The organism is Streptomyces sp. NPDC003023, from assembly GCF_042888225.1.
Lineage (GTDB): Bacteria > Actinomycetota > Actinomycetes > Streptomycetales > Streptomycetaceae > Streptomyces.
Genome location: NZ_JBIAPL010000001.1, coordinates 1,253,796 through 1,275,571, shown reverse-complemented (window position 1 = coordinate 1,275,571; position 21,776 = coordinate 1,253,796). Strand labels below are relative to the sequence as shown.

At 70.4% G+C, this 21,776-nt stretch carries 22 protein-coding genes; 8 read left to right on the top strand and 14 right to left on the bottom strand.

Annotation, left to right across the window (positions count from 1 at the left end; translation table 11 throughout):
• Positions 1-20: 20 nt before the first annotated feature.
• The 13 genes from ACFYV1_RS05385 to ACFYV1_RS05325 form a co-directional block, all read right to left on the bottom strand.
• A complete protein-coding gene (locus tag ACFYV1_RS05385) occupies positions 21-605 on the bottom strand; it encodes a hypothetical protein (RefSeq protein ID WP_389394014.1) in 585 nt (194 codons plus the stop codon).
• Position 606: 1 nt separating this feature from the next.
• The gene (locus tag ACFYV1_RS05380) at positions 607-1,095 is read right to left on the bottom strand and encodes a hypothetical protein (protein ID WP_389394013.1); all 489 of its coding nucleotides are present in this window, start codon (positions 1,093-1,095) and stop codon (positions 607-609) included.
• A complete protein-coding gene (locus ACFYV1_RS05375; protein WP_389394012.1) occupies positions 1,092-2,384 on the bottom strand; it encodes an MCE family protein in 1,293 nt (430 codons plus the stop codon). Before ACFYV1_RS05375 ends, ACFYV1_RS05380 begins: the two co-directional genes overlap by 4 nt.
• Positions 2,384-3,478, bottom strand: a complete 1,095-nt coding sequence (locus ACFYV1_RS05370) for an MCE family protein (protein ID WP_389394575.1) — start codon at positions 3,476-3,478, stop codon at positions 2,384-2,386. Before ACFYV1_RS05370 ends, ACFYV1_RS05375 begins: the two co-directional genes overlap by 1 nt.
• Positions 3,479-3,522: 44 nt before the next feature.
• Positions 3,523-4,632, bottom strand: a complete 1,110-nt coding sequence (locus ACFYV1_RS05365; RefSeq protein WP_389394011.1) for an MCE family protein — start codon at positions 4,630-4,632, stop codon at positions 3,523-3,525.
• The gene (locus tag ACFYV1_RS05360; RefSeq protein ID WP_389394010.1) at positions 4,629-5,672 is read right to left on the bottom strand and encodes an MCE family protein; all 1,044 of its coding nucleotides are present in this window, start codon (positions 5,670-5,672) and stop codon (positions 4,629-4,631) included. The genes ACFYV1_RS05365 and ACFYV1_RS05360 overlap by 4 nt, the downstream gene beginning before the upstream one ends.
• Complete coding sequence (locus tag ACFYV1_RS05355) at positions 5,669-6,700, bottom strand: MCE family protein (protein ID WP_389394009.1); 1,032 nt, start codon at positions 6,698-6,700, stop codon at positions 5,669-5,671. Before ACFYV1_RS05355 ends, ACFYV1_RS05360 begins: the two co-directional genes overlap by 4 nt.
• Positions 6,697-7,935, bottom strand: coding sequence for an MCE family protein (locus ACFYV1_RS05350; protein ID WP_389394008.1), 1,239 nt, complete (start codon positions 7,933-7,935; stop codon positions 6,697-6,699). Before ACFYV1_RS05350 ends, ACFYV1_RS05355 begins: the two co-directional genes overlap by 4 nt.
• The gene (locus ACFYV1_RS05345; protein WP_389394007.1) at positions 7,932-8,735 is read right to left on the bottom strand and encodes an MlaE family ABC transporter permease; all 804 of its coding nucleotides are present in this window, start codon (positions 8,733-8,735) and stop codon (positions 7,932-7,934) included. The genes ACFYV1_RS05350 and ACFYV1_RS05345 overlap by 4 nt, the downstream gene beginning before the upstream one ends.
• Before the next feature lie 3 nt (positions 8,736-8,738).
• Positions 8,739-9,644, bottom strand: a complete 906-nt coding sequence (locus ACFYV1_RS05340; protein ID WP_389394006.1) for an MlaE family ABC transporter permease — start codon at positions 9,642-9,644, stop codon at positions 8,739-8,741.
• Positions 9,641-10,627: an ABC transporter ATP-binding protein gene (locus ACFYV1_RS05335; RefSeq protein WP_389394005.1), complete on the bottom strand. Its 987-nt coding sequence runs from the start codon at positions 10,625-10,627 to the stop codon at positions 9,641-9,643. Before ACFYV1_RS05335 ends, ACFYV1_RS05340 begins: the two co-directional genes overlap by 4 nt.
• A 216-nt stretch (positions 10,628-10,843) precedes the next feature.
• Positions 10,844-12,463 (bottom strand): DUF6801 domain-containing protein, encoded by a 1,620-nt coding sequence (locus ACFYV1_RS05330; protein ID WP_389394004.1) that lies wholly within the window; start codon positions 12,461-12,463, stop codon positions 10,844-10,846.
• Positions 12,464-12,599: 136 nt separating this feature from the next.
• Entirely contained in the window at positions 12,600-13,184 is a 585-nt protein-coding gene (locus ACFYV1_RS05325; protein ID WP_389394003.1) for a hypothetical protein, read from the bottom strand.
• A 519-nt stretch (positions 13,185-13,703) separates the two neighbouring features.
• On the opposite strand from ACFYV1_RS05325, the gene ACFYV1_RS05320 reads away from it, so the two are divergent.
• The 7 genes from ACFYV1_RS05320 to ACFYV1_RS05290 all read left to right on the top strand — a co-directional run bounded on the left by ACFYV1_RS05320 (position 13,704) and on the right by ACFYV1_RS05290 (position 19,097).
• Positions 13,704-14,921 carry a helix-turn-helix domain-containing protein gene (locus ACFYV1_RS05320; RefSeq protein ID WP_389394002.1) on the top strand — a complete coding sequence of 406 codons (1,218 nt, stop codon included), beginning with the start codon at positions 13,704-13,706 and terminating at the stop codon, positions 14,919-14,921.
• A gap of 585 nt (positions 14,922-15,506) precedes the next feature.
• Positions 15,507-15,713 (top strand): hypothetical protein, encoded by a 207-nt coding sequence (locus tag ACFYV1_RS05315; protein ID WP_389394574.1) that lies wholly within the window; start codon positions 15,507-15,509, stop codon positions 15,711-15,713.
• Positions 15,714-15,819: 106 nt separating this feature from the next.
• Positions 15,820-16,281: an SCP2 sterol-binding domain-containing protein gene (locus ACFYV1_RS05310; RefSeq protein WP_389394001.1), complete on the top strand. Its 462-nt coding sequence runs from the start codon at positions 15,820-15,822 to the stop codon at positions 16,279-16,281.
• Between the two features lie 5 nt (positions 16,282-16,286).
• Positions 16,287-17,501, top strand: a complete 1,215-nt coding sequence (locus ACFYV1_RS05305; RefSeq protein WP_389394000.1) for an acyl-CoA dehydrogenase family protein — start codon at positions 16,287-16,289, stop codon at positions 17,499-17,501.
• A 548-nt stretch (positions 17,502-18,049) separates the two neighbouring features.
• Positions 18,050-18,457: a phage holin family protein gene (locus ACFYV1_RS05300; RefSeq protein ID WP_389393999.1), complete on the top strand. Its 408-nt coding sequence runs from the start codon at positions 18,050-18,052 to the stop codon at positions 18,455-18,457.
• Positions 18,454-18,834 carry a DUF3618 domain-containing protein gene (locus tag ACFYV1_RS05295; protein WP_389393998.1) on the top strand — a complete coding sequence of 127 codons (381 nt, stop codon included), beginning with the start codon at positions 18,454-18,456 and terminating at the stop codon, positions 18,832-18,834. The genes ACFYV1_RS05300 and ACFYV1_RS05295 overlap by 4 nt, the downstream gene beginning before the upstream one ends.
• Complete coding sequence (locus tag ACFYV1_RS05290) at positions 18,831-19,097, top strand: DUF4235 domain-containing protein (protein WP_389393997.1); 267 nt, start codon at positions 18,831-18,833, stop codon at positions 19,095-19,097. The genes ACFYV1_RS05295 and ACFYV1_RS05290 overlap by 4 nt, the downstream gene beginning before the upstream one ends.
• Before the next feature lie 96 nt (positions 19,098-19,193).
• On the opposite strand, the gene ACFYV1_RS05285 is transcribed toward ACFYV1_RS05290, so the two are convergent.
• Complete coding sequence (locus tag ACFYV1_RS05285; RefSeq protein WP_389393996.1) at positions 19,194-19,628, bottom strand: YchJ family protein; 435 nt, start codon at positions 19,626-19,628, stop codon at positions 19,194-19,196.
• A gap of 316 nt (positions 19,629-19,944) precedes the next feature.
• On the opposite strand from ACFYV1_RS05285, the gene ACFYV1_RS05280 reads away from it, so the two are divergent.
• Positions 19,945-21,291, top strand: coding sequence for a 6-phospho-beta-glucosidase (locus ACFYV1_RS05280; RefSeq protein WP_389393995.1), 1,347 nt, complete (start codon positions 19,945-19,947; stop codon positions 21,289-21,291).
• The last annotated feature ends 485 nt before the right edge of the window (positions 21,292-21,776 follow it).

The following is a 21,776-nucleotide window of genomic DNA, read 5'->3' as shown; positions in this document are numbered from 1 at the left end:
CTCTTCCTCCCGTAACGGTTTCAGCGCGATGTGATGTCGACGATCCGCCAGTGGCCGTCGTCGAGTTCGGCCGTCACGGACAGTTGTGCGGGGGCGGTGGCGGGTGCCTTGCCCGCGCGCTGGGAGACCTGGTCGAGGAAGACCAGGACCTGTGCGCTGCTGTCGGTCAGCCGGGTGACGCCCGCGCGTACGACGTGGGTGGTGAGCGTGAGTCTCTGTTCGGCCGCGCGCTTCTCGACCTGCCCGAACAGTTCCTCGTACTGGCGGGCAGCCTTGCCGGCGAGCAGTTCGCGCGCCGCCTCGCGGGTGGCGTCGGTGCCGCCGGGGGTGTACGAGAAGATCGCGGTCAGCGCGTTGCTGACGTCGCCGCTGACCCGGGCCGTGGCCGCGGTGTCGGTGAGCGCCCGGTTCTCTGCGGCCGGCGCGCCGGTCAACCGGTCCGCTGCCACCAGGAACAGGGTTCCGCCGAAGGCCAGTGCGAGCACGAGGACGGCGACCGCCGGGGTCCGCCATCGCCGGGTCGCGGGCGCGGTGGGTCCGCCGGCCCGTGGCTCGGTCCCCGGCTCCGTCTCGTCGCCGGCCCGCAGTCCTTCCTCCACGCGCATGTCACACCCCTCCGACGGGGACGGCTGCCAGGGACCGCACCTTCCAGCCGTCGGCGGTCCGCGAGAGCGCCGCCTCCAGTCGCTTGCGTTCGGTGTTCGGTGTGCCACCGCCCGGCGGGGTCGTCCGGACCTCGACGGTGGCGATCAGCCCGGCGGTGCCGGTGCGGTCGTCCAGTGCGGTCAGTGCCGCGTCGGTGATCTCCGACGTCGCCGTACGGCCCGTCTTCGTCCTCGACCGTTTCAATTCCTCGCGCAGCGGACCGGTGGAGGCGTCCAGCCACTGCCGCAGCGCCGCCTGCGGATGCTCCGCGTCGAAGCTGGTGAGGTTCTCGACGTGCCGACTGCCTTCGGCGAGCGCCGTGTCGCGCGACGACGCGTAGGCGAGGGACTCGTCGCTCTCGGCCCGCGTGTAGGTCCAGCCTCCGAACAGGCAGAACAGCAGGGCCCCGGTGACGGCGGCCCAGGCCGCGACCACCCTGCGGCCGGTCATCGCCCGGCCTCCAGGCCCAGCAGCCCGCCCATGCCGGTCGCCGAGCCGGTCACGGCCGGCAGGCCCAGCGCTCCCGGCAGTGCCGATGGCGCGCCCTCGCCGCCCGTTCCCCCGCCGGCTCCGCCGCCCGTGCCGGACGCCCCGGGCAGGGTGCCCGGCCGTACGGGGTCGGGCACCGGGCCGCCGGCGGGCGCGTTGGCGCTGCCGCGGACGTTCTTGCCGCTGCTCGGGGGCGAGGTGCAGCGCGCCGCGGTGTTGGTCGCGGCGGCGGGCGAGGTGTCGAGACCGTTGCGGTAGACGGTTCCCGCGTAGCCGTCGGTGCAGGGAAGGGGTTCGAAGAAGGTCACCGACAGGCCGAACCTCGCTCCCTCGTCCGTGACGGCGGTCGACCCCGCGGCGGCCACGGCGGGCAGTTTCACCAGCAGTTCCTCGATGCCGTTCTGCCGGGTGACGGCGACCTCCGAGGTGGTCAGCAGGTTGGCGACGACGACGCCGAGGGCTGGGTCGAGGTCGCGCAGCAGTCCGCTGATCTGCCCGGCGGCGTCGGGGGCGGCGGCGATGAGCCCGCGCAGATCGGCGTCGGAGTCCTTCAGCTGGGCGGCCAGCTCCTTGGCGCCGCCCGCGAAGTCCTTGAGAGCCTCGCCGTGTTCTATCTGGGTGCGCAGTACGGTCTCCCCCTCGATCATCAGCCGGGTGTTGACGGGCAGTGCCTCGTCGGCGGCGAGGACGAACTCGTTGCCGTTGTCGAGGAGCACCTGGAGGTCGTCGCCGCGGCCGTTCAGCGCGGTGCCGAACTCGTCGACGACCGTCCGGAGGGACTCCAGATCGACCGAGGAGGCGAGTTCGTCGACGCTGGTGAGGACGTCCGTGACGGGCGCGGGTACGCGGGTGTCGGCCCTGGCGATGACCGCGCCGTCCTCGAGGAACGGTCCTTCGCCGGTCGCCGGGCGCAGGTCGATGTACTGCTCGCCCACGGCGGAGAGGTTGGCGACGACGGCTTCCAGGTCGGAGGGGATGCGCGGCGCGTCGTCGTCGATCCGCAGCTCCGCCTCCACCCCGTCCTCCGTGAGCTCGATGTCGCCGACCCGGCCGACGGAGACGCCCCGGTAGGTGACGTTGGAGTGGGTGAACAGCCCTCCGGTCTGGGCGAGTTGGACCCGGACGGTGTAGTGGTCGCGCATGCCGATCCGGTGGCCGAGGTCTGCGTAGCGGATGCCGACGTAGCCGAGGACCAGGACGGCGATGACGAGGAACGCGACGTTCTTGAGGCGGATGGCGAGGGTGATCATCAGCGGGTCCCTCCGCCCGTTCCGGTGGTGGTGTCGGTGACCGGCGGCAGCGGCAGAGGCGCCGTGCCTTCGGCCCGCGCGGCGGTGCCGGGTGCGTCGTCGTCGGGGACGAACTCGGGAATGATCGTCGTGCCGGGTACGGCCGTCACATCGAGGTACACGTTGAGGTAGTCGCCCTTCACACCGCGCAGCACCTCGTCGGTGAACGGGTAGGTGAGCAGCACCTGCAGCGAGTCCGGCAGGTCCTGGCCGGAGTCGGCGAGCGCCTTGAGGGTCGGGGCCAGCGCCTTCAGGCTCGCGATCGTGTCGACCTTGGACTTGTCGATGGTGTCGACGGCGACGGTGGACAGCGTTCCCAGTGCGCGCAGCATGGTGAGCAGCGAACCGCGCTGCTGCTCCAGCACTTTCAGGCCGGGGCTGAGACCGGTGAGGACGGTGCCGACCTGCTGTTTGCGGGTGGCGAGGGTGGCGGCGAGCCGGTTGACCCCGTCGAGCGCGGCGGTGATGTTCTCCTTGTTGGCGTCGAGGCTGGTGACGAGGGTGTCGACCTGCTCGAGCATCGAGCGGATCCTGGGTTCGCGGCCGCTCATGGCCTTGTTGAGTTCGGTGGCGATGGTCTTGATCTGCTGTACGCCTCCGCCGTTGAGGAGGAGCGACAGCGCGCCGAAGACCTCTTCCACCTCGGGGTTGCGGTTGGTGCGGCTCATGGGGATGGCCGCGCCGTCGGCGAGGGTGCCCTCTGCGCCGGCGGGCTTCGGCGGCGGTGAGAGCTGGATGTACTTCTCGCCGAGGAGGCTGGACTGTTCGAGGTGTGCGTAGGCGTTGGCGGGCAGTTCGACGTCGCCGTTGACGCGCATGGTGACCTTCGCCGTCCAGTCGTCGCGGTCGAGGGCGATCTCGGTGACGCGGCCGACCGCGACGTCGTTGACCTTCACCGACGACTGGGGGGCGAGGCTGAGCACGTCGGCGAACTCGGCGGTGATCTCGTACGGGTTGTCGCCGAGGTCCGCGCCGCCGGGCAGGGGCAGTTGTTCGATGCCGGAGAACTCGGGCACCGAGCAGCCGGTGGCCGCGACGGTGAGGCCGAGGACCAGGGCGACGGCGACGCTCTCGCGCCGGCGGCCGGTTCGGGCGCCTCTCAACGGGATGCCCCCTTCCTCTTCTCAGGGGTGCCGTACACCGTGCCGACGGGTGGCAGCGGCAGGACGGGCAGTGCCTTCTGCCGGGAGCCGTCCACCGGGACGAGGCCGGCCATGGACCCGGTGTCGGGCGGGACGGTGATCTCGGGGCCGTAGCTGAGTTCGTTGATGTCGGCGCGGCCGTTGAGGGTGCGGTTCACCGGGTCGTAGGCTGCCAGCGCGTTGCCGGCCGCGAGGGGTGCGGTGTCCATGGCCTCGGCCAGCGACGCCCGCTGGTCGACCAGGGTCCGGGTGAGCGGGACGAGCGCGTCGACGTTCTTCTTGAGGCTGCCGCGGTTCTCCTGGATGAAGCCCTTGACCTGTTTCAGGGCCTTGCCCAGTTCCTTGAGCGCGGCGCCGAGGTTCTCCTTGTCGTCGGCCAGGAACCCGGTGACGGAGGCGAGTTGTTTCTCCGCCCTGGCCACGTCGCCGTCGTTCTTCTTCAGCATGGCGGTGAAGGACTGCAGATGGGCGAGTGTTTCGAAGAGGTCGCCGCTGCTGCCGTCCAGTGTCCTCGCGGCTTTGCCGAACTGTTCGATGGAGTCGCCGATGGCCTTGCCGTTGCCATCGAGGTTGGCCGCGCCGGTGTCGAGGAGACCGGCGAGCGCGCCGTCGGCATTGGCACCTCGCGGTCCGAGGGCGGTGCTGAGCTCGGTGATCGACGCGTACAGCTGGTCGACCTCCAGGGGCATGGCGTTCTTCTCCGCGGGCAGGACGGCGCCGTCCTTGACGGTCTCCCCTCCGGTCCAGGCGGGGGCGAGCTGGATGTACCGGTCGGCGACGACGCTGGGTGCGACGACGACGGCGTGCGCGTCGTCGGGGACCTTGACGCCCTCGTCGAGCAGCAGGGTGACCTTCACCTGCTCGCCCTCGGGGCGCACGGAGTCCACCGTGCCGACCTTCACTCCGAGGACGCGCAGGTCGGAGCCCTCGTAGACGCCGGTGGCACGGTCGAAGTAGGCGGTGATCCGGGTGCTCTGCGACTCCTTGAGCGCCATGGCGCCGGATGTGCCCGCCACGGCCACGACGGCGAGGCCCGCGCCGATACCGGCGACGCGTCTGAGATTCACGATCCACCGCCCTTCGTCGTCGCCTTCGGGGGCATGCAGCCGGTGGCCGGCGGCGTACCGGCGGGCAGGTAGTTCTGGGGGACGAGACCGCAGACGTAGGTGTCGAACCAGCGGCCGTTGCCCAGGGTGTTGCCGACGAGCCGGTAGTAGGGGCCGGCGAGGGCGAGGGTCTGGTCCAGCTTCTTGCGGTTCTTGAGCAGCACGGCGGTGACCTTGCCGAGCGCGTCGAGTGTGGGTTTCAGCTGCCGCTTGTTGTCCTGGACGAGGCCGCTGAGCTGGACGCCCAGGTTCTTGGTGCCGGTGAGCAGTGCGTGGATGGCGTCGCGTCTCGCCTGGATCTCGCCGAGGAGCAGGTTGCCGTCCTCCAGGAGTGTCTCGAAGCTGCTCTTCCTCCCGTCGAGGGTCTTGGTGAACTGCTTGCTTCCCTTGAGGAGTTCTGCGAGCTGTGCGTCGCGTTTCGACACGGACCTGGAGAGGGCGGAGAGTCCGGTCGCGGCGCTGCGGACGTCGGGCGGGGAGTCCTTGAAGGTGTCGTCGATCGCTTCGAAGCTCTCCGCGAGCTTGTCCGTGTCGATCTTCCCGATGGTCTCGCCGAGCCCGTTGAAGGCCTGGGTGACGTCGAAGGGTGAGGTGGTGCGGCTGGTGGGGATGGGCTGCGAGGGGTCCTGGCCGCGGGTGCCGAGCGGGTCGACGGCGAGGAACTTCTCGCCGAGGAGGGTCTTGATGGCGATGGCCGCGGTGCTGGAGTCGCCGATCCAGGCGTTCTCGACCTCGAAGCTGACCCTGACCTTCGCTCCGGCGAGGGCGACGGCGGTGACTTCGCCGACCTTGACGCCGGCGATGCGTACCTCGTCGCCCTCGCCGAGTCCTGCCGCCTCCGTGAAGTCGGCGGTGTAGCCGGTGCCGCCGCCGACGAAGGGCAGGGCATCCGCCTTGTACGCGGTGATGCCGAGCAGCGCCAGGACGACCAGGCCGACGATGGCGACGGCGACGGGGTTGCGTTCGCGTACGGGCTTGAGCCGGAAGCGGGCGGTTCTCATCCGCGGCACCTCGATTCCGTGATCCCGATGCCGGTGGGCGGGGGGCTGCCGTCCGAGGTGGTGACGCCGTGGATCCTGGCCTCGCAGAGGTAGAGGTTGAGCCACGACCCGTAGGAGGCGAGGCGGGTGACGGCCTGCATCTTGGCGGGTGTCTTCTGCAGGAAGTTCTCGATCTGCGGTGCGCCCTTGTCGAGTTGCCGGGACAGGCGTCCGAGTTCGGCGATGTCCTGTTTGAGCGGTTCCCGTCCGTCCTCGAGGAGGTCGGCGGTCACGGTGGTGAGGTCTCCCATGGCCGCGACGGCCTCCCCGAGCGGTTTCCGGTCGCCGGAGAATCCGCTGACGAGTTTCTGGAGGGTGGCCACCAGTTCGTCGAAGCCGGCCTCGCGGTCGTTGACGGTTTTGAGGACGGTGCTCAGGTTCTTGACGACCTGGCCGATCACCTGGTCCTTCGCGGCGACGGTGCCGGTCAGCGAGCCGACGTGGCGGATGAGGCTGTCGACGGTTCCGCCCTCGCCCTGCAGCACCTGGACGATGGAGCCGGCGAGGTCGTTGATCTCTCCCGGCGACAACCCTTCGAACAGGGGCTGGAAGCCGTTGAAGAGCTGTGTGAGGTCGAGGGCGGGGGTGGTGCGCTCCAGCGGAATGGTGTCTCCCGCGGCGAAGCTGCGGCCGGGAGGCCCTGTGCCCTGGTCGAGGTCGATGTAGCGCTGGCCGACCATGTTGAGGTACTTGATGGACGCGGTGACGGACACGGGCAGTGCCCGGCCCTTCTGGACGCTGAAGTCGACCTCGGCGACGCGCCGGTCGACGACCTTCACCGATTCGACCTGACCGACCTTCACCCCGGCGATCCGGACGCTGTCGCCGGTGACGAGCCCGGTCACATCGGTGAAGCGCGCCTTGTAGGGGGCGGTGTCGCCGATGGAGGTGTTGGCGATGGAGAAGGCGAGCGCGGTGGTGGCGAGAACGGTGACCACGATGAACGCGAGCGATTTGATCAGCGGTCCGGCGAGGCTGCGGCGCTTCACTTGAGCGTCACCTCCGTGCCGCGGTAGACGGGCCCGGTGAGCACGCTGCTCCAGTCGGGCAGTTCGGTGGGTGCCTTCTTCAGCTCGGGGGCCAGCAGTTCGTTGACGAGCCGGTTCTCCTGCGGCGAGTTGGGCAGACCGAGGCTCTCGGAGGCGGCCCGCGCCGCCGTCGGGGCGGGCCGGCCGGTGTAGGGGACGGCGTAGCAGTGCGGTCCGTCGTCGCTGTCGTACACCGGGGTGTCCCTTCCCGGCACGTACTTGCCGAGCGACGGCACGCTGGTCACGTCCACATGGAGTCCCGGCTCGTCGGTGCCCTTGCCGAGGGCCTTGTCCATGGCGGGCACGAATCCGGCGAGGGTGCGCAGGGTGCACGGGAAGGAGGACGAGTACTCGGCGAGCAGTTCGAGGGTGGGCCGTCCTGCGGCGGCCAGCCGTATCAGGTTGTTCCGGTTCTTCTGCAGGAAGGCGGTGAGGTCCTGGGCGGTCCTGGTCGTCGAGCCGTACAGACCGGCGAGTTCGGCCTGCTGGTCGGCGATGGTGCCGCTGGTGGTGGTGAAGTCGGTGAGTGCCTGGAGGACTCCGGGCGCGGCGTCCGCGTAGAGGTGGCTGACCTCGACCAGATGGGCGATGTCCCGGTTGAGCACCGGGAGTTGGGGGTTGAGTTTCTTGAGGTGGGCGTCGAGGGTGACGAGGGTCTGCCCGAGCTGGTCGCCGCGGCCCTGGAGGGCCTGGGACACGGCGGTGAGGGTGGCGGACAGTTTCTCGGGCTTGACCGCGGTCAGCAGCGGCAGCACGTTGTCGAGGACCTGTTCCAGTTCGATGGCGTTACCCGAGCGGTCCTGGGTGATGGTGTCGCCCGCCCGGAGGGTGCGCACCGAGGGGTTGCCCACGGGTGGTACGAGGGCCACGAAGCGTTCCCCGAACAGCGTCGTCGGCAGCATCTGAGCGGTCACGTCGGCAGGTACGCGCCTCAGCTCGTCGCGTTCCACCGCGAGGGTGAGCCGTGCGCCCCTGCCGTCGGAGCGGATGTCGCGGACCTCGCCGATGACGACGCCGCGCAGTTTGACCTCCGCGCCCCGGTGCATCTCGTTGCCGACCGCTCCGGTGAGGACCGTGACGATGGCGTCGTCGGTGAACTTCTTGTCGAAGACGGCGACAGAGAGCCATACGAGCAGTGCCGGCACGAGCAGGAACACCACGCCCGCGAGTCGTCTCCTTGCCGTTTTCCCGGTCATCCGGCCACCTTCACGGTCGTGGTCGCGCCCCAGATGGCGAGTGAGAGGAAGAAGTCGGTGACGCTGATCAGCACGATGGCGTTGCGCACGGAGCGGCCGACGGCCACGCCGACACCGGCCGGGCCGCCACTCGCGCGAAATCCGTAGTAGCAGTGCGCGAGGATCACCATCACGCTGAAGATCAGCACCTTGAGGATCGACAGCAGTACGTCGTCCGGGGAGAGGAAGAGATCGAAGTAGTGGTCGTAGGTTCCCGCGGACTGGCCGTTGAACAGGACGGTGATCCAGCGGGAGGCCAGGTAGGAGCTGAGCAGCCCGATCGCGTACAGGGGGATGATCGCGACCACTCCGGCGATGATGCGGGTGGTGACGAGGTACGGCATGGAGCGCACGCCCATCGCCTCGAGGGCGTCGACCTCCTCGTTGATGCGCATCGCGCCGAGCTGGGCGGTGAAGCCGGCGCCGACGGTGGCGGAGAGGGCGAGTCCGGCGACCAGGGGCGCGATCTCACGGGTGTTGAAGTACGCGGAGATGAAGCCGGTGAAGGCGGAGGTGCCGATCTGGTTGAGGGCGGCGTATCCCTGGAGGCCGACGACGGTGCCGGTGAACAGGGTCATGGCGATCATCACGCCGATGGTGCCGCCGATGACGCCGAGCCCTCCGCTGCCGAACGCGACTTCGGCGAGGAGCCGTTGGACCTCGCGCAGATAGCGGCGCAGGGTCCTGGGGATCCAGAGCAGGGCCCGTACGTAGAAGGTGAGCTGGTCACCGCCGCGGTCCAGCCAGCCGAGCATGGCCATCGCTCAGCCCCCCTTCGGGGGGACGATCTGGAGATAGATCGCCGTGAGGACCATGTTGACGAAGAAGAGCAGCATGAAGGTGATGACGACGGACTGGTTGACCGCGTCGCCGACCCCCTTGGGGCCGCCGCGCGGGTTGAGTCCGCGGTGGGCGGCGACGACGCCGGCGATGAAGCCGAAGATCAGGGCCTTGATCTCGCTGATGTAGAGGTCGGGCAGCTGGGCGAGGGCGGAGAAGCTGGCGAGGTAGGCGCCCGGTGTGCCGCCCTGCATGATGACGTTGAAGAAGTAGCCGCCGAGGGTGCCGACGACGGAGACCATGCCGTTGAGGAGTACGGCGACCAGCATGGTCGCCAGCACACGGGGGACGACGAGGCGCTGGATCGGCGAGACGCCCATGACCTCCATCGCGTCGAGTTCCTCACGGATCTTGCGGGAGCCGAGGTCGGCGCAGATCGCCGAGCCGCCGGCGCCGGCGATGAGCAGGGCGACGATCAGGGGGCTGGCCTGCTGGATGACGGCGAGGACGCTGGCGCCGCCGGTGAAGGACTGCGCGCCGAGCTGCTGGGTGAGCGAGCCGACCTGGAGGGCGATCACCGCGCCGAACGGGATCGAGACGAGGGCGGCGGGCAGGATGGTGACACCGGCGACGAACCAGAACTGCTCGACGAATTCGCGCAGTTGGAAGGGCCGGCGGAAGATCGCCCGGAGCACGGCGGCGGCGAGCGCGAACAGCTTCCCGGTCTCGCGCAGCGGTGCCAGCAGTTTCGACGGCGGTCTCGGCGGGGCGAGTGACGCGGGTCCGTCCGGCCTGGGCCTGTCCGGCGCGGGTCCGTCCGGCACGGGTCCGTCCGGCACGGGTCCGTCCGGCGCGGGTGCCTCCCGGCGCACCGGGAGCTCAGCGGTCATGTCGCCACTCCGCCGCCGGCCGGACTGTGACTGCGCATGATCGCCGTACGGGCGGCCTCCGGCAGCTGCGACATCATCCCCAGCACCCGCTCCCTGCGGCGCAGGGCGCCCTGCCGGACGGGCATGCCCGGCGAGGGTTCCAACTGCGGGACGACGGTCCGAGGGCCGGTGTCGTGGATGCCGCTGCCGTTCGCCCTTTCCTTCGCGAGGGTGGCGGCGTCCTTCTCCTCCGACATGCCGATGGGGCCTTCGCGGCGGCCGCCGAGGAACTGGGCGACGACCGGCTCCTCGCTGGTGAGCAGCACCTCGCGCGGGCCGAAGGTGACGAGGCCCTGGCGGAACAGCATTCCCATGTTGTCGGGGACGGTGGCCGCGATGTCGAGATTGTGGGTGACGATCAGCATGGTGGCGTCGATCTGCGCGTTGAGATCGATCAGCAGCTGCGACAGATACGCGGTGCGCACCGGGTCGAGGCCGGAGTCCGGTTCGTCGCAGAGGATGATCTGCGGGTCGAGGACGAGGGCGCGGGCGAGCCCCGCGCGCTTGCGCATGCCTCCGGATATCTCGCCGGGGAGTTTCCCCTCGGCGCCGAGGAGGCCGACGATCTCGATGCGCTCCATCACGATGCGCCGGATCTCGGACTCCTTCTTGCGGGTGTGCTCGCGCAGGGGGAAGGCGATGTTGTCGAACAGCGTCATCGACCCGAAGAGCGCGCCGTCCTGGAACATCAGGCCGAAGAGCTTGCGCGTCTCGTAGATGTCCCGCTCGGGACTGTTCACCATGTCCACGCCGCCGATGAGGACACGGCCGTGTTCCGGCTTGAGCAGCCCGATGATCGATTTCAGGAACACCGTCTTACCGGTGCCCGACGGGCCGAGCATGACGCTGACTTCTCCGGCCGGGAGGGTGAGCGTGACGTCCTGCCAGATGTTCTGCCTGCCGAAGGACTTGGTGAGACCTTCGACGACTACCTCGATTCCCATTTCACCTCCCGGTTCGGGTATCCGTGCGCGGCGGGCCGCGCACGGGTGGTCGAAAGTGGTGGAAGTGCACCGGGCGCCCGCACGTTACGTTCGGGTAGCCGACCGGGGCAATGGCTGTGACCAGCGGTTTCAGGCCTAACCGCGTGGTTTGTCACGCGGTGACAACACGGCGCGCGAATCTTGTCCTCCTGTGCGTGTGTCCGGCGGCCGTGCCGGTCAGCGGGAGGACGGTTTCGGCGGCTCCTGGCCGGGGAGCGGCGGCACGGGCGGCGGGCACTTGAGACCTGGTGCGCCGGGTACGCAGAGCGGTCCCTGCCGCATCGCGATGAGGTTGTCCGGCCCGGAGAGCGAGGCGCTGAAAAGCTGGTCGAGGTCCTCGCCGCCGCTGCCGCATCCGGTGAACTCGGGGATGGTGACGGTGCCTCGCATCGGCCCGCCCACCAGGACGCTGACGTATTCGGGGAACTTGCCGTGCAGCACCACCGGGTAGGGCCGGGCGGTACGGCAGTCGGGGCCGACGTCGAGCGGTGTGCCGTTGACCTCGACGTCGTGGATCCGCAGCGACTGGTAGAAGGCCGCGACGGCGAAGTTGACCTGGTTGGGTTTGGACCCGATGCTGCCGGTGGAGATGGTGAGCGGGCCGTTGACGAACTCCACCCGGGCCGTGACGGGCTGGAAGCCGAAGGTGAGGAAGGTGCTGGTCGCGTCCGGCAGTCCGATCTCACCGTAGGAGTCGATCCGGAAGTAGTAGCCGCCGGGGCGGCTCGCGCTGCGGCGGAGCGTGCGCTTGACGGCGATCACGTTGATGGCCTCGGGCTGTGCGGCCGGATCGTTGACGATCATCGCGCCGCCGAGCTTCTTCACGTTCGCCAGGCCGACGGCGTAGGCGCATCCGTGCTGGCCGGGGAGGTCGCTGACGAACGGCGGCTCACCGGGCGGCGGCGCGGGTATGAACGTCTCGTCGATCCCTCCGGCCGGCAGTTCGGGCGGGCAGACATCGGCCTGCTCACTGCCCGACGGCGAGGGTGCCACCGCGACGTCCCGTCCGGCCCCCTCGCCGGTCTCCGGGCCGGTCCCGTCCGGTCCTCCGCTCGGCGAGGGGGTGCCGCTGGGCGCGGGTGACGGGCCGCCGGCCACCGGTACGGTGCCGAGGAGCAGCTCCTGTCCGGCGGTGGGTGTGCAGTCGACCGCCGGGAGCGGCATCGGCTCACCGCCGTCGGCGGTCTCCGGCAGCAGTTGGAGCGCGAGCGGCCCGGCGGAGAAGGTCACGTCGCCCTGGGCGGTCACCGTGACGTGGGGGACCCTTCCGGTGTGTGTCAGCTCCAGGGCGCCGTCCTCCCCGAGAGGCGTGGCCGGAGCGGCGAGCCCGGCCCATGCCGCCTCCGCGGTACGGGTGTCCTGCCGCGCACCGGTGGTCATCGTGAGCGACCCGGCGACGCTTCGCACATCGGCGGGGAGGGTGCCTTCGAGCGCGCCGGGGGGAATCGTCACCCGCACGGTCGGTTCACCCGGCTGTATCGGTCGGCCCACCGCCCCCGAGTCGGGGAACGAGCCGTTGACGGCGACCTGCACGGGTTGGTCGCCCTGCGCGAAGGCGCAGTCGTAGGTGAGGTCGACCTCGACGTCCCGTGCCTGTGCCGCGGATCCGGGACCGACGAGCAGCGCGGCGACGAGTCCGGTGGCACCGAGGACGGCGACGCGGGCCGCGCGGGAGCGGCGCCGGCTGCCGGCGCTGCTGGTACTGCTGTTGCTGCCGGCGGTGCTGGTACTGCTGCTGGTGCTGCTGCTGGTGCTGCTGGTGCTGCTGCTTCTGGTGCTGCTGCTGAAGGCTGTCATCTCGGGTGTCTCTCCAGCTCTGGTCGGTGCGGCAGCACACTGCGGGCGGGGTGACTCGTCCGGACGCGGCGGTCTGTTGCTCCAAGGGGCCCCGCGGCACGGGGGTCGGGCCGCGGGGCCCCGGTGCACCACCAGGTCAGGCCGGGCTGATGGTGTGGTTGCCGGAGACGTCGAAGGTGGCCTCGAAGAGGGCCGGGTCGCCGTCGTTGATCATGCCGAAGCAGTTCGCGTTCGACGCGACGAGGTCACCGTCGTCGATCACCAGCTGCTTGGTGTCGTTCTTGTAGTGGCCGGTGACGGAGCCGGCGAAGTCGGCGGTGCAGCCGCTGCCGCTGACACTGGCCTCGACACCCGTGATCGATCCGTCGACGGCGTTCGGGACCGCGCTCACGCCGAGCGCGTTGAGGTCCCACGGGAAGGCCTTGCTCTGCACGTCGAACGGGATTCCGACGACCGAGCAGTCCTCGAACGTGAGGGACGTGATGTCGCCGACGTCGTTGGTGGAGCTGGAACCGACACTGCCGGTGGCGGTGGCCGAAGCGCACTCCAGGACGGCCGCCGGAACGGTGAGGGTCGGGTTCTGCGCCACGGCGGTGAAGGCGCCTCCGGGACTGACCGCCCAGCCGGCCGCCGAAGTGGCGGACGCCTGGGTGACGGTGAGGCCGAGGGCGGCCACGGACGAGGCCGCGACCAACGCGGCGTTTCTCGTGAATCTGCGCACGGGTGTGTTCCCTTCAGGGGGATCGGCGTACCTGGGGATCGCTCTTCGTCCGCACAGACCGAAGAGGGACTGCGGCTCTTTCGTGGGACGCGCACTGTGGGGGGGACCTCCCGCACGACCGTCAGGCCGTGGGGTGGGGACGCGGGTCGAATTCTGCTGGCCACCCGCTCGCGCTGCTTTCGGAGAGTGACGCTACGAGCGGGTAACCAGTCGCGCAATACCGGTTCGCCAGATTCCCGCAAGGCCCCTACCAGCGGGTATTTTCTTGTCTCCGGCGGCACACGCCAACCCGGTTTCTTGTCGTCAAGTGAGCACCCGTCAGGTAATGGTGCGCCGCCCGCCACCCCTGCGGGCTTCACCGCTCCCGGTGCGCGCCCTGTCCCAACTGCTGTGCAGGCGGGCTGCTCTGGTCTATGTTCAGCACCCCACCAACTTGTCACGACCGTCGGTCCGTGGGAGCGCTTCCCCCACAGCCCCGCCCTCCACCGGACAGCCACCGGAGAACGAGGGGAGAGATCCATGTCGAGAAGGGTGACCCAGCCTTCGGACGCCGGAGAGCCGCTGGGCCCGCTGCCGCAGGAGTTCGCCGCGATCATCAGACCCGAACTGCCCAGCCTGATACAGGAGATCGGCCTGGAGGTGACCCGCGCGTTCCCCGAGTACGGGCGGCTCCTCAAGGGACCGCAGGGTCAGGCGATCCAGATCGGCGTCGAGCAGAACATCTCCGTCTTCGTCGACCAGGTCGCCTCGCCGTCCGCGCCCTCGCCACTGCGCGACGAGATGCTGCGCCGCTTCGGCCGCTTCGAGGCCTACGAGGGACGCAGCCTGGACTCCCTCCACGGGGCATACCGGCTCGGCGCACGCGTGGCCCTGCGTCGAGCCAAGCGGGTCGGCCGGAGGTACAACCTCTCCCCCACCCTGATGCTGAGTTTCGCCGACGCCCTGTTCGCCTACGTCGACGAGCTGGAAGCCCTCACCAAGGAGGGCTATCTGGAGGTGCAGGCGAAGGCGGTCGAACACGACACGGCCGTACGGCGCAGACTGCTGCACCTCGTCATGGCCGGGCCGCCCGTGCCGCGGTCGGCGATCACGGAGCTGTCCGAGCAGGCGCGGTGGCCGCTGCCCGAACAGCTCACCCTGGTCGCCTTACGCAGCTCACCGGATTTGGCCGGAACGGATCTCGACAACGATGTCCTCGCCGAACTCGACGGTCCGCACCCCCACTTACTCGTCCCCGGCCCCTTCGACGGCCGGCGAAGACACCGCCTGGAGGCCGCACTGGCCGATCACCGGGCTGCCGTGGGACTGACCGTACCGACCGCCGGCGCCGCAGACTCGCTCCGCTGGGCCCGCCGGCTCCTCGAACTCATCGACTCGGGTGTCGTGGACGACACACCGGTCGCCTTCTGTTCGGACCACATGCTCACACTGTGGCTGCTCTCCGATCCCGCCCTCCTCGACCAGCTCGCGGAGCGCGAACTCGCTCCTCTCGCCGGGCTGACACCCACCCGGCGGAGCCGGCTGATCGAAACCCTGCGCATCTGGCTCGGAACCCGGGGCACCGCCGCCCAGATGGGCGAACTGCTCGATGTGCACCCTCAGACGGTCCGCTACCGGCTGCGCAGTCTGGAATCCATCTTCGGTGATCAACTCAATGATCCACAGGGTCGGTTCGCCACCGAGGGAGTGCTCCGTGCGATGCATCTGCGGGAGCGCCGCAACGGCTCGTCCTGGTGATCCGGGCCGGCCGCGCACACGGTCCTCGGATCCAGGAGCCCACGGACCGTTGAAAGATCCAGGACACGCCGCCCGTCGCGGCGGAGTGTGGCAAGTCTCACCACCGGCCCATCGCCGAGGGCCCGGAAACCGGCCGCCGCCTTCGTCTCCGTGCCGTGCGCCGGGGGCGCGCCCCGCGTGACCGCGCGCCTCCACTCGACGACTTGACCTGCGTCGCGGCCCCCGCAGCCCCGCAGGAGGCATGCGGCCCGCCCGGCGGCGACCGGGCCGGCCGCCGGTGTCACCTCCGCGCCGCCGAACCACCGATTCGGGTGCTTCGGCGGCGTTCGCGTAAGGTGTGTCGGCGGGGCGGCCGGAGGCGGACGGCCCGGCGGAAGACGTGGCGCGTGCCTCTCGTACGACGACGTCCTCCCGGGCGGCTCCTCCGGGCGAGCGGGAGGCCGACGAACCTCGGCCGTTCCAGTCCGCGGGGGAGGTTTCTCCGCACAACGAGAAATCAGCGGGGTGACCCGTGACGGTAGAGAAGGACTTCACGTGATCGCCTCCCCCCTCGTCCCGGTCCCGATCCCCGACCGTGTCGCGGTGATGATCGGTTCCTGCATGCCGAATCACATCCTGCAGGCCGAGATCGAGGCCGAGTGCGCCGCGAGCGAGGTGAGCCTGTTCCGCGGGCCGCTGCGCACGGAGGACCGGGCGGAGAGGGAGCACGCGCTGTCCGCGCTCGCGCGGGCCAACAAGGTCCTTGCAGCCTACGACCCCCGGCTCACCGTCGGGCCGCGCCGCGGGTACTGACCGAACCGCCCGCCCACCCTTCACACCAAGGCCGTCCCTCTTGTCGAGGGGCGGCCTCTCGTTTACCTTACTCAGAAGTAAGTTTACTCCAGAGTAAGGAAGTGCTGTGGCAGACGGGATCAGCAGTGAGCTGGACGGCCTGGACTTCTCGACGGTGTCGCCGGAGGAATTCGCCAAGATCGTGAAGGGTCTCTCCGGCAAGGAGATCGACCGGGTCATGCAGGGCGAACTGCGCCGGCGCGTACTCAGCGAGGTCTTCGCACGGATGCGGCAGCAGTTCCGCCCGGAGAGTGCCGGAACCCTGGAAGCCCTCATCCGGTGGAAGATCACCGGCGAGAGCGAGGAGATCTTCGAGACCGCCATCGCCGGCGGGACCTGCACGGTCACCGAGGGCCGCTCCGACGCCGAGCCCCGTACCACGCTCGTGATGGCCGACGCCGAGTTCCTCAAGCTGGTGTCCGGAAACGCCAACCCGGTGACGATGTTCATGATGCGCAAACTCAAGGTCGCCGGCGATGTCGTGCTCGCCTCCGGGCTGACCCGCTACTTCGACATCCCGAAGGCCTGATCGCCATGTCCTACTTCTCCCTCCGGCTCACCGAGGAGCAGCGCGACCTGCGGGACTGGGTCCACGGGTTCGCGGCCGAGGTCGTGCGGCCCGCCGCGTCCGAGTGGGACGAACGCGAGGAGACCCCCTGGCCGGTGATCCAGGAGGCCGCGAAGATCGGGCTGTACGGTTTCGAGTCGCTCGCCGACATGTTCGGCGACCCCAGCGGACTGTCGCTGCAGATCGCCAACGAGGAACTGTTCTGGGGTGACGCCGGTATCGGCATGGCGCTCTTCGGCACGTCACTCGCCGTCGCCGGCATCTTCTCGTCCGGCACGCCCGACCAGCTCGCCGAGTGGGTCCCGCAGTGCTTCGGGGACGAGGCGGACCCCCGGCTCGCGGCCTTCTGCGTCTCCGAGCCCCAGGCCGGCTCCGACGTCTCCGGCATGCGTACCCGCGCCCGCTACGACGAGGCCAGGGACGAGTGGGTGATCAGCGGCCAGAAGGCCTGGATCACCAACGGCGGGATCGCCGACGTGCATGTCGTCGTCGCGTCCGTCGACGCGGACCTCGGTGCGCGCGGACAGGCCGCCTTCATCGTGCCCCCGCGCACGAAGGGCCTCGACGGCTCCAAGAAGATCAGGAAGCTCGGGCTGCGCGCCTCGCACACCGCGGACGTCTTCCTGGACGACGTCCGGGTCCCGGGCAGCTGCCTGCTCGGCGGCAAGGAGAAGCTCGACGCCCGGCTCGCGCGCGCCCGTGAGGGCGGCAGGGCCAAGGGGCAGGCCGCGATGGCCACCTTCGAGGTCAGCCGCCCGACCGTCGGCGCCCAGGCGCTCGGCATCGCCCGCGCCGCCTACGAGTACGCCCTCGAGTACGCCGGCGAGCGCGAGGCGTTCGGCCGCCCGATCATCGAGAACCAGTCGATCGCTTTCGCCCTGGCGGACATGCGCACCGAGATCGAGGCCGTACGGCTGCTGATCTGGCAGGCGGCCTGGATGGCGCGGAACGGGGAGGAGTTCGACGCCGGACAGGGCTCCATGGCCAAGTTGCGGGCGGGAGAACTGGCGGTCAGCGCCACGGAGAAGGCCGTGCAGATCCTCGGCGGCGCGGGCTACAGCCGGGAGCACCCCGTGGAGCGGATGTACCGCGACAGCAAGATCTACACGATCTTCGAGGGGACGAGCGAGATCCAGCGCCTGGTGATCGCACGGGCGATCTCGGGCCGCCACATCCGCTGACGCGGCCTCACCGCGGGGGGCGCGGGGCGCCCTCCGCGCGCCGCCGGCCCGGTCCCGGTCAAGTCGGCGCGGGGCGCCGGGGGTACGGCGCTGAGCGCCCTCGACTCGGACCGGTCCGGTCCACAGACAGGTCCGTGCCGCGGCTCCGCACGGGCGCATCGCGCCCCCCTGGGCGGGACCGGTTCGACCCCTGGCAGGGCCCACCCCACGCCCGGCCCCAGCTGCGGCACACAAGCACCCGCTCCGGACGAGTGACGACGGCGGGGGTGCGAGCCACGAGGAACGCCGGGACCGGGCGTGACGACCACGGGGGTGCGAGCCGCGAGGAACGCCGGGACCGGGTGTTACGCGTGGCCGGAGCCGGGTACTCGGCGGGTTCGGCGGACACGGTGGTGCGGTGCCGTACAGGCGGCCGTTCCGGACGGGGCAGCGGTCCTGTTCCTTCGTCAGGAGCAGGGCCGCTGCCGCGCCCGTTTCCCGTGGCCGCCGATTGGAACCCGGACCCCCGGGTAACCGGAGCGAATGAATCCGCAAGGTGGTGAACGTCCATGACCCACACCCACCGCAGCACCCCGGACGAGTCGGTCGGAGACCTGGTGAGCCGGGCGTCGCAGCAGATCTCCGAGCTGGTGCGCGAGGAGATGCGGCTGGCAACGGCCGAGATGTCCGAGAAGGGGAAACGTCTCGGCGCGGGCGGCGGCCTCTTCGGCGGCGCGGGCCTGATCGCGGCCCTCGCCCTTCAGGCGCTGACAGCCACGGCGATCATCGCGCTGGCGCTCGTGCTGCCCTGGTGGGCAGCCGCGCTGATCGTGACGGCGGTGCTGTTCGTGATCGCCGCCGTGCTCGCCGCCGCCGGGCGGAAGAACATCAGGCAGGCCACCCCGCCCAAGCCCGAGCAGGCGATCGAGAGCGTCGGCCGCGACGTGCGGGAGATCAAGGAAAGGGCACATCGATGAGCAATCCGTCCCACAGCAGCAACACCGAGCCCGGAGCCCCCTCCCCGGCGGAGTTGCGCGCCCAGGTCGAGGAGACCCGCGAGGACCTGGGCCGTACGGTCGAGGCGCTGGCGGCCAAGGCCGATGTCAGGAGCCGGGCGAAGCAGACCGCGGCCGACGCCAGGGAACAGGCGGTCGTGAAGGCCGCCGAGGCGAAGGAGCAGCTCGCCGCCACCGCGGCGACGGTGGGCGACAGGCTGCGGGAGAAGACCCCGCCGTCCGTGCAGGACACCGCACACCAGGCGACCGAGAAGGCGCGCGGGAACCCGAAGCTGGTCGCGGGCGCCGCGGTGGCGCTCCTGCTGCTGATGCTGGTGAAGCGCAGGAGGCGGCGATGAAGACTTCGAAGATCCTTTACAAGCCGACCGGTTTCGCTCTGGGAGCGGCGGGAGGTGCGCTGGCCGGGGCGGTCTTCGGCCAGGTGTGGAAGAAGCTCGGTCACGACGACGACGCTCCCGACGCGACCGACGAGGACCGGGGCTGGGGCGAGGTGCTGATCGCCGCGACCGTGCAGGGCGCGATCTTCGCCCTGGTCAAGGCGGTGGTCGAGCGCGGCGGCGCCACGGCGGTCAAGCGGCTGACCGGCACCTGGCCCGCGTGAGTGCGACAGGGCCCTGCTGACGGGCATCCCGGCCCCGGTCGCGCCTTCCGGCCGACCGGGGCCGTGGTGTGTGCGGGTCCGTCCGCACCAGCCGGTTCACTCGATGAACTCGCCGTCGACGTACACCCAGGCGCCCTTCTGGCGCTCGAAGTTGCTGTGCTCGTGCAGCGCGCCGCGCTTGCCGTGATGGCGGTAGCGGGCGCGGAAGGTCACGGTGCCGGTGGTGTGGAAGGCGCTGCCGTCCGTGGTGGCGATGATCTCGAGCGAGGTCCACTGCATGCCCGGGTCGAGTTCCAGGTGCCGCGGCTTCGTCGACGAGTGCCAGGTGTGCAGCAGGTAGGCGGCGTCCCCGACGGCGAAGGCGCTGTAGCGGGACCGCATCAGCGACTCGGCGGTGGGCGCGGACTCCTCCCCGTTGTGGAACCTGCCGCAGCACTCGCCGTAGGTGGCGGGCAGCCCGCAGGGGCAGGGGGAGTCGGTGGTGACGGCGGGGGCCGTGTTGCCTTTGGTGCGTCTGGTTCGTCGGGACATGGCTTCATTTTCCAGCCATCGCGACGAGAGGGCGTACGCGTGGCTTCCGAGTCGCGAGGGATCTCCGTGTGCCCCAGCGCCGGATGCGGAAGTCACCCCCGGTAAGGGCACCGGATGGATCGCTCGGGCAGCGCACGCTCCGGCTCTTCACATTCCTCGCGGCGCACCTTCATGGCAGGGCCGCCGGCGTCGGAGGTGCCGTTCTCGGCGGCAAGGCAAGAAGCATGGACGTGCCGGGCGACGCGAGGGGCGGTCGCAGCGCGTTCGACCTCGGCTGATCCGCCGGTACCCCGTGGCCGCCGAGTAGCGTACGGGCATGAAGCTCACCATTCTCGGCGGCGGCGGATTCCGGGTGCCCCTCGTGTACGGGGCGCTCCTCGGCGACCACGCGGAGGGCCGGGTCACCCGCGTCACCCTGCACGACGTGGACGCGGGCCGACTGGACGCTGTGGCGCGGGTGCTGGCGGAGCAGGCCGCCCCGTATCCCGACGCGCCGGAAGTCGTGGTGACACGGGACCTGGACAAGGCCGTGCGCGGTGCCGACTTCGTGTTCTCCGCGATCCGGGTGGGCGGTCTCGAGGGCCGGGCGGCGGACGAGCGGGTCGCGCTCGCCGAGGGCGTACTCGGGCAGGAGACGGTCGGCGCCGGCGGCATCGCCTACGGGCTGCGCACGGTGCCGGTGGCCGTGGACATCGCCCGCCGGGTCGCCGCGCTCGCGCCCGACGCCTGGGTCATCAACTTCACCAACCCGGCCGGCCTGGTCACGGAGGCGATGAGCCGGGTGCTCGGCGACCGGGTCATCGGCATCTGCGACTCGCCGGTGGGCCTCGGCCGCCGGGTGGCCAAGGTGCTCGGCGCGGATCCGGCCACGGCGTGGATCGACTACGTGGGCCTCAACCATCTCGGCTGGCTGCGCGGCCTGCGCGTCGCCGGGCGCGACCAACTGCCCCGGCTGCTCGCCGACTCCGAGGCACTGGCCTCGTTCGAGGAGGGCAGGCTGTTCGGCCCCGAGTGGCTGCGGTCGCTGGGCGCGGTACCGAACGAGTATCTGCACTACTACTACTTCAACCGCGAGACGGTCCGCGCCTACCAGGAGGCGAAACAGACCCGCGGCGCCTTCCTCCGAGACCAGCAGGCCGGTTTCTACGACGAGATGGAGCGTCCGGGCACGCCTGCCCTGGCGACCTGGCACCGCACGCTCGCCGAGCGCGAGGCCACCTACATGGCAGCGAACCGCGAGGCGGCGGGCGTCGGCGAGCGCGACGAGGACGACCTGGAGTCCGGCGGGTACGAGAAGGTGGCGCTCGCCCTGATGCGCGCCGTCGCCCGCGACGAGCGCACCACCCTGATCCTCAACGTCCGCAACCGCGGCACCCTCGCCGTGCTGGACGCGGACGCCGTGATCGAGGTCCCCTGCTTCGTCGACGCGAACGGCGCGCATCCGGTGACGGTCGATCCGCTGCCGTACCACGCGGTCGGGCTCGTCACCGCGGTCAAGGCCGTCGAGCGCGAGGTGCTGGCCGCGTCCCAGAGCGGTTCCCGGTCGGGAGCGGTGAAGGCGTTCGCACTGCATCCGCTGGTCGACTCGGTGAGCACCGCCCGCCGTCTCGTCGACGGTTACCTGGCCGAGCACCCGGGCCTCGCGTACCTGGATCGTGCCTGAGGGCTGTGCCGGTGGTTCCGGGCTGCGGTGACGTGTCGCTTCTCGCTTCTCGCTTGTCGCAGCGAAGCCCGGCCCCGGGGCGCCCGCCTTCCGGTGTCCGCGGGCAGTGGGTTCGGCTCACGGGTTCCAGAACATCGTGACCTCGGCCCGGTCGAATCGCCGGGCCGGGCAGGTCCGCGCAGTTGAGCGAGGCGACAAAGGGGAACTCGGGCGCCGGGGCACCGGGCGGAAGCAGCAGGGGACCGCCGTAGCGGCCCACGACGGGTCCTTCCCCGTTCAGCGTCAGGGCTGTCCAACATCTACGGCGTCATTCCGGAAGTGTAGTGAGCCGCTCCACACCGTACGCACGGTGCGGTCCTCGGCCGCGCACGGTGCGGTCCTCCGCTGCGGACGAAACGCCCCGCCGCCCAGGGTCCGTTCACCTTCGCGGAGCAGCCCACTCCTTACGTACCTGTGACGCCACGGCGCGGACCGGCGATCAGCGG

Coding starts and splice junctions, on each gene's coding strand:
- ACFYV1_RS05305 (WP_389394000.1), top strand. CDS start 16,287: ATGTCCTACTTCTCCCTCCGGCTCACCGAGGAGCAGCGCGACCTGCGG.
- ACFYV1_RS05290 (WP_389393997.1), top strand. CDS start 18,831: ATGAAGACTTCGAAGATCCTTTACAAGCCGACCGGTTTCGCTCTGGGA.
- ACFYV1_RS05300 (WP_389393999.1), top strand. CDS start 18,050: ATGACCCACACCCACCGCAGCACCCCGGACGAGTCGGTCGGAGACCTG.
- ACFYV1_RS05350 (WP_389394008.1), bottom strand. CDS start 7,935: ATGACCGGGAAAACGGCAAGGAGACGACTCGCGGGCGTGGTGTTCCTG.
- ACFYV1_RS05315 (WP_389394574.1), top strand. CDS start 15,507: ATGATCGGTTCCTGCATGCCGAATCACATCCTGCAGGCCGAGATCGAG.
- ACFYV1_RS05335 (WP_389394005.1), bottom strand. CDS start 10,627: ATGGGAATCGAGGTAGTCGTCGAAGGTCTCACCAAGTCCTTCGGCAGG.
- ACFYV1_RS05380 (WP_389394013.1), bottom strand. CDS start 1,095: ATGACCGGCCGCAGGGTGGTCGCGGCCTGGGCCGCCGTCACCGGGGCC.
- ACFYV1_RS05340 (WP_389394006.1), bottom strand. CDS start 9,644: ATGACCGCTGAGCTCCCGGTGCGCCGGGAGGCACCCGCGCCGGACGGA.
- ACFYV1_RS05375 (WP_389394012.1), bottom strand. CDS start 2,384: ATGATCACCCTCGCCATCCGCCTCAAGAACGTCGCGTTCCTCGTCATC.
- ACFYV1_RS05285 (WP_389393996.1), bottom strand. CDS start 19,628: ATGTCCCGACGAACCAGACGCACCAAAGGCAACACGGCCCCCGCCGTC.
- ACFYV1_RS05330 (WP_389394004.1), bottom strand. CDS start 12,463: ATGACAGCCTTCAGCAGCAGCACCAGAAGCAGCAGCACCAGCAGCACC.
- ACFYV1_RS05280 (WP_389393995.1), top strand. CDS start 19,945: ATGAAGCTCACCATTCTCGGCGGCGGCGGATTCCGGGTGCCCCTCGTG.
- ACFYV1_RS05345 (WP_389394007.1), bottom strand. CDS start 8,735: ATGGCCATGCTCGGCTGGCTGGACCGCGGCGGTGACCAGCTCACCTTC.
- ACFYV1_RS05385 (WP_389394014.1), bottom strand. CDS start 605: ATGCGCGTGGAGGAAGGACTGCGGGCCGGCGACGAGACGGAGCCGGGG.
- ACFYV1_RS05295 (WP_389393998.1), top strand. CDS start 18,454: ATGAGCAATCCGTCCCACAGCAGCAACACCGAGCCCGGAGCCCCCTCC.
- ACFYV1_RS05360 (WP_389394010.1), bottom strand. CDS start 5,672: ATGAGAACCGCCCGCTTCCGGCTCAAGCCCGTACGCGAACGCAACCCC.
- ACFYV1_RS05320 (WP_389394002.1), top strand. CDS start 13,704: ATGTCGAGAAGGGTGACCCAGCCTTCGGACGCCGGAGAGCCGCTGGGC.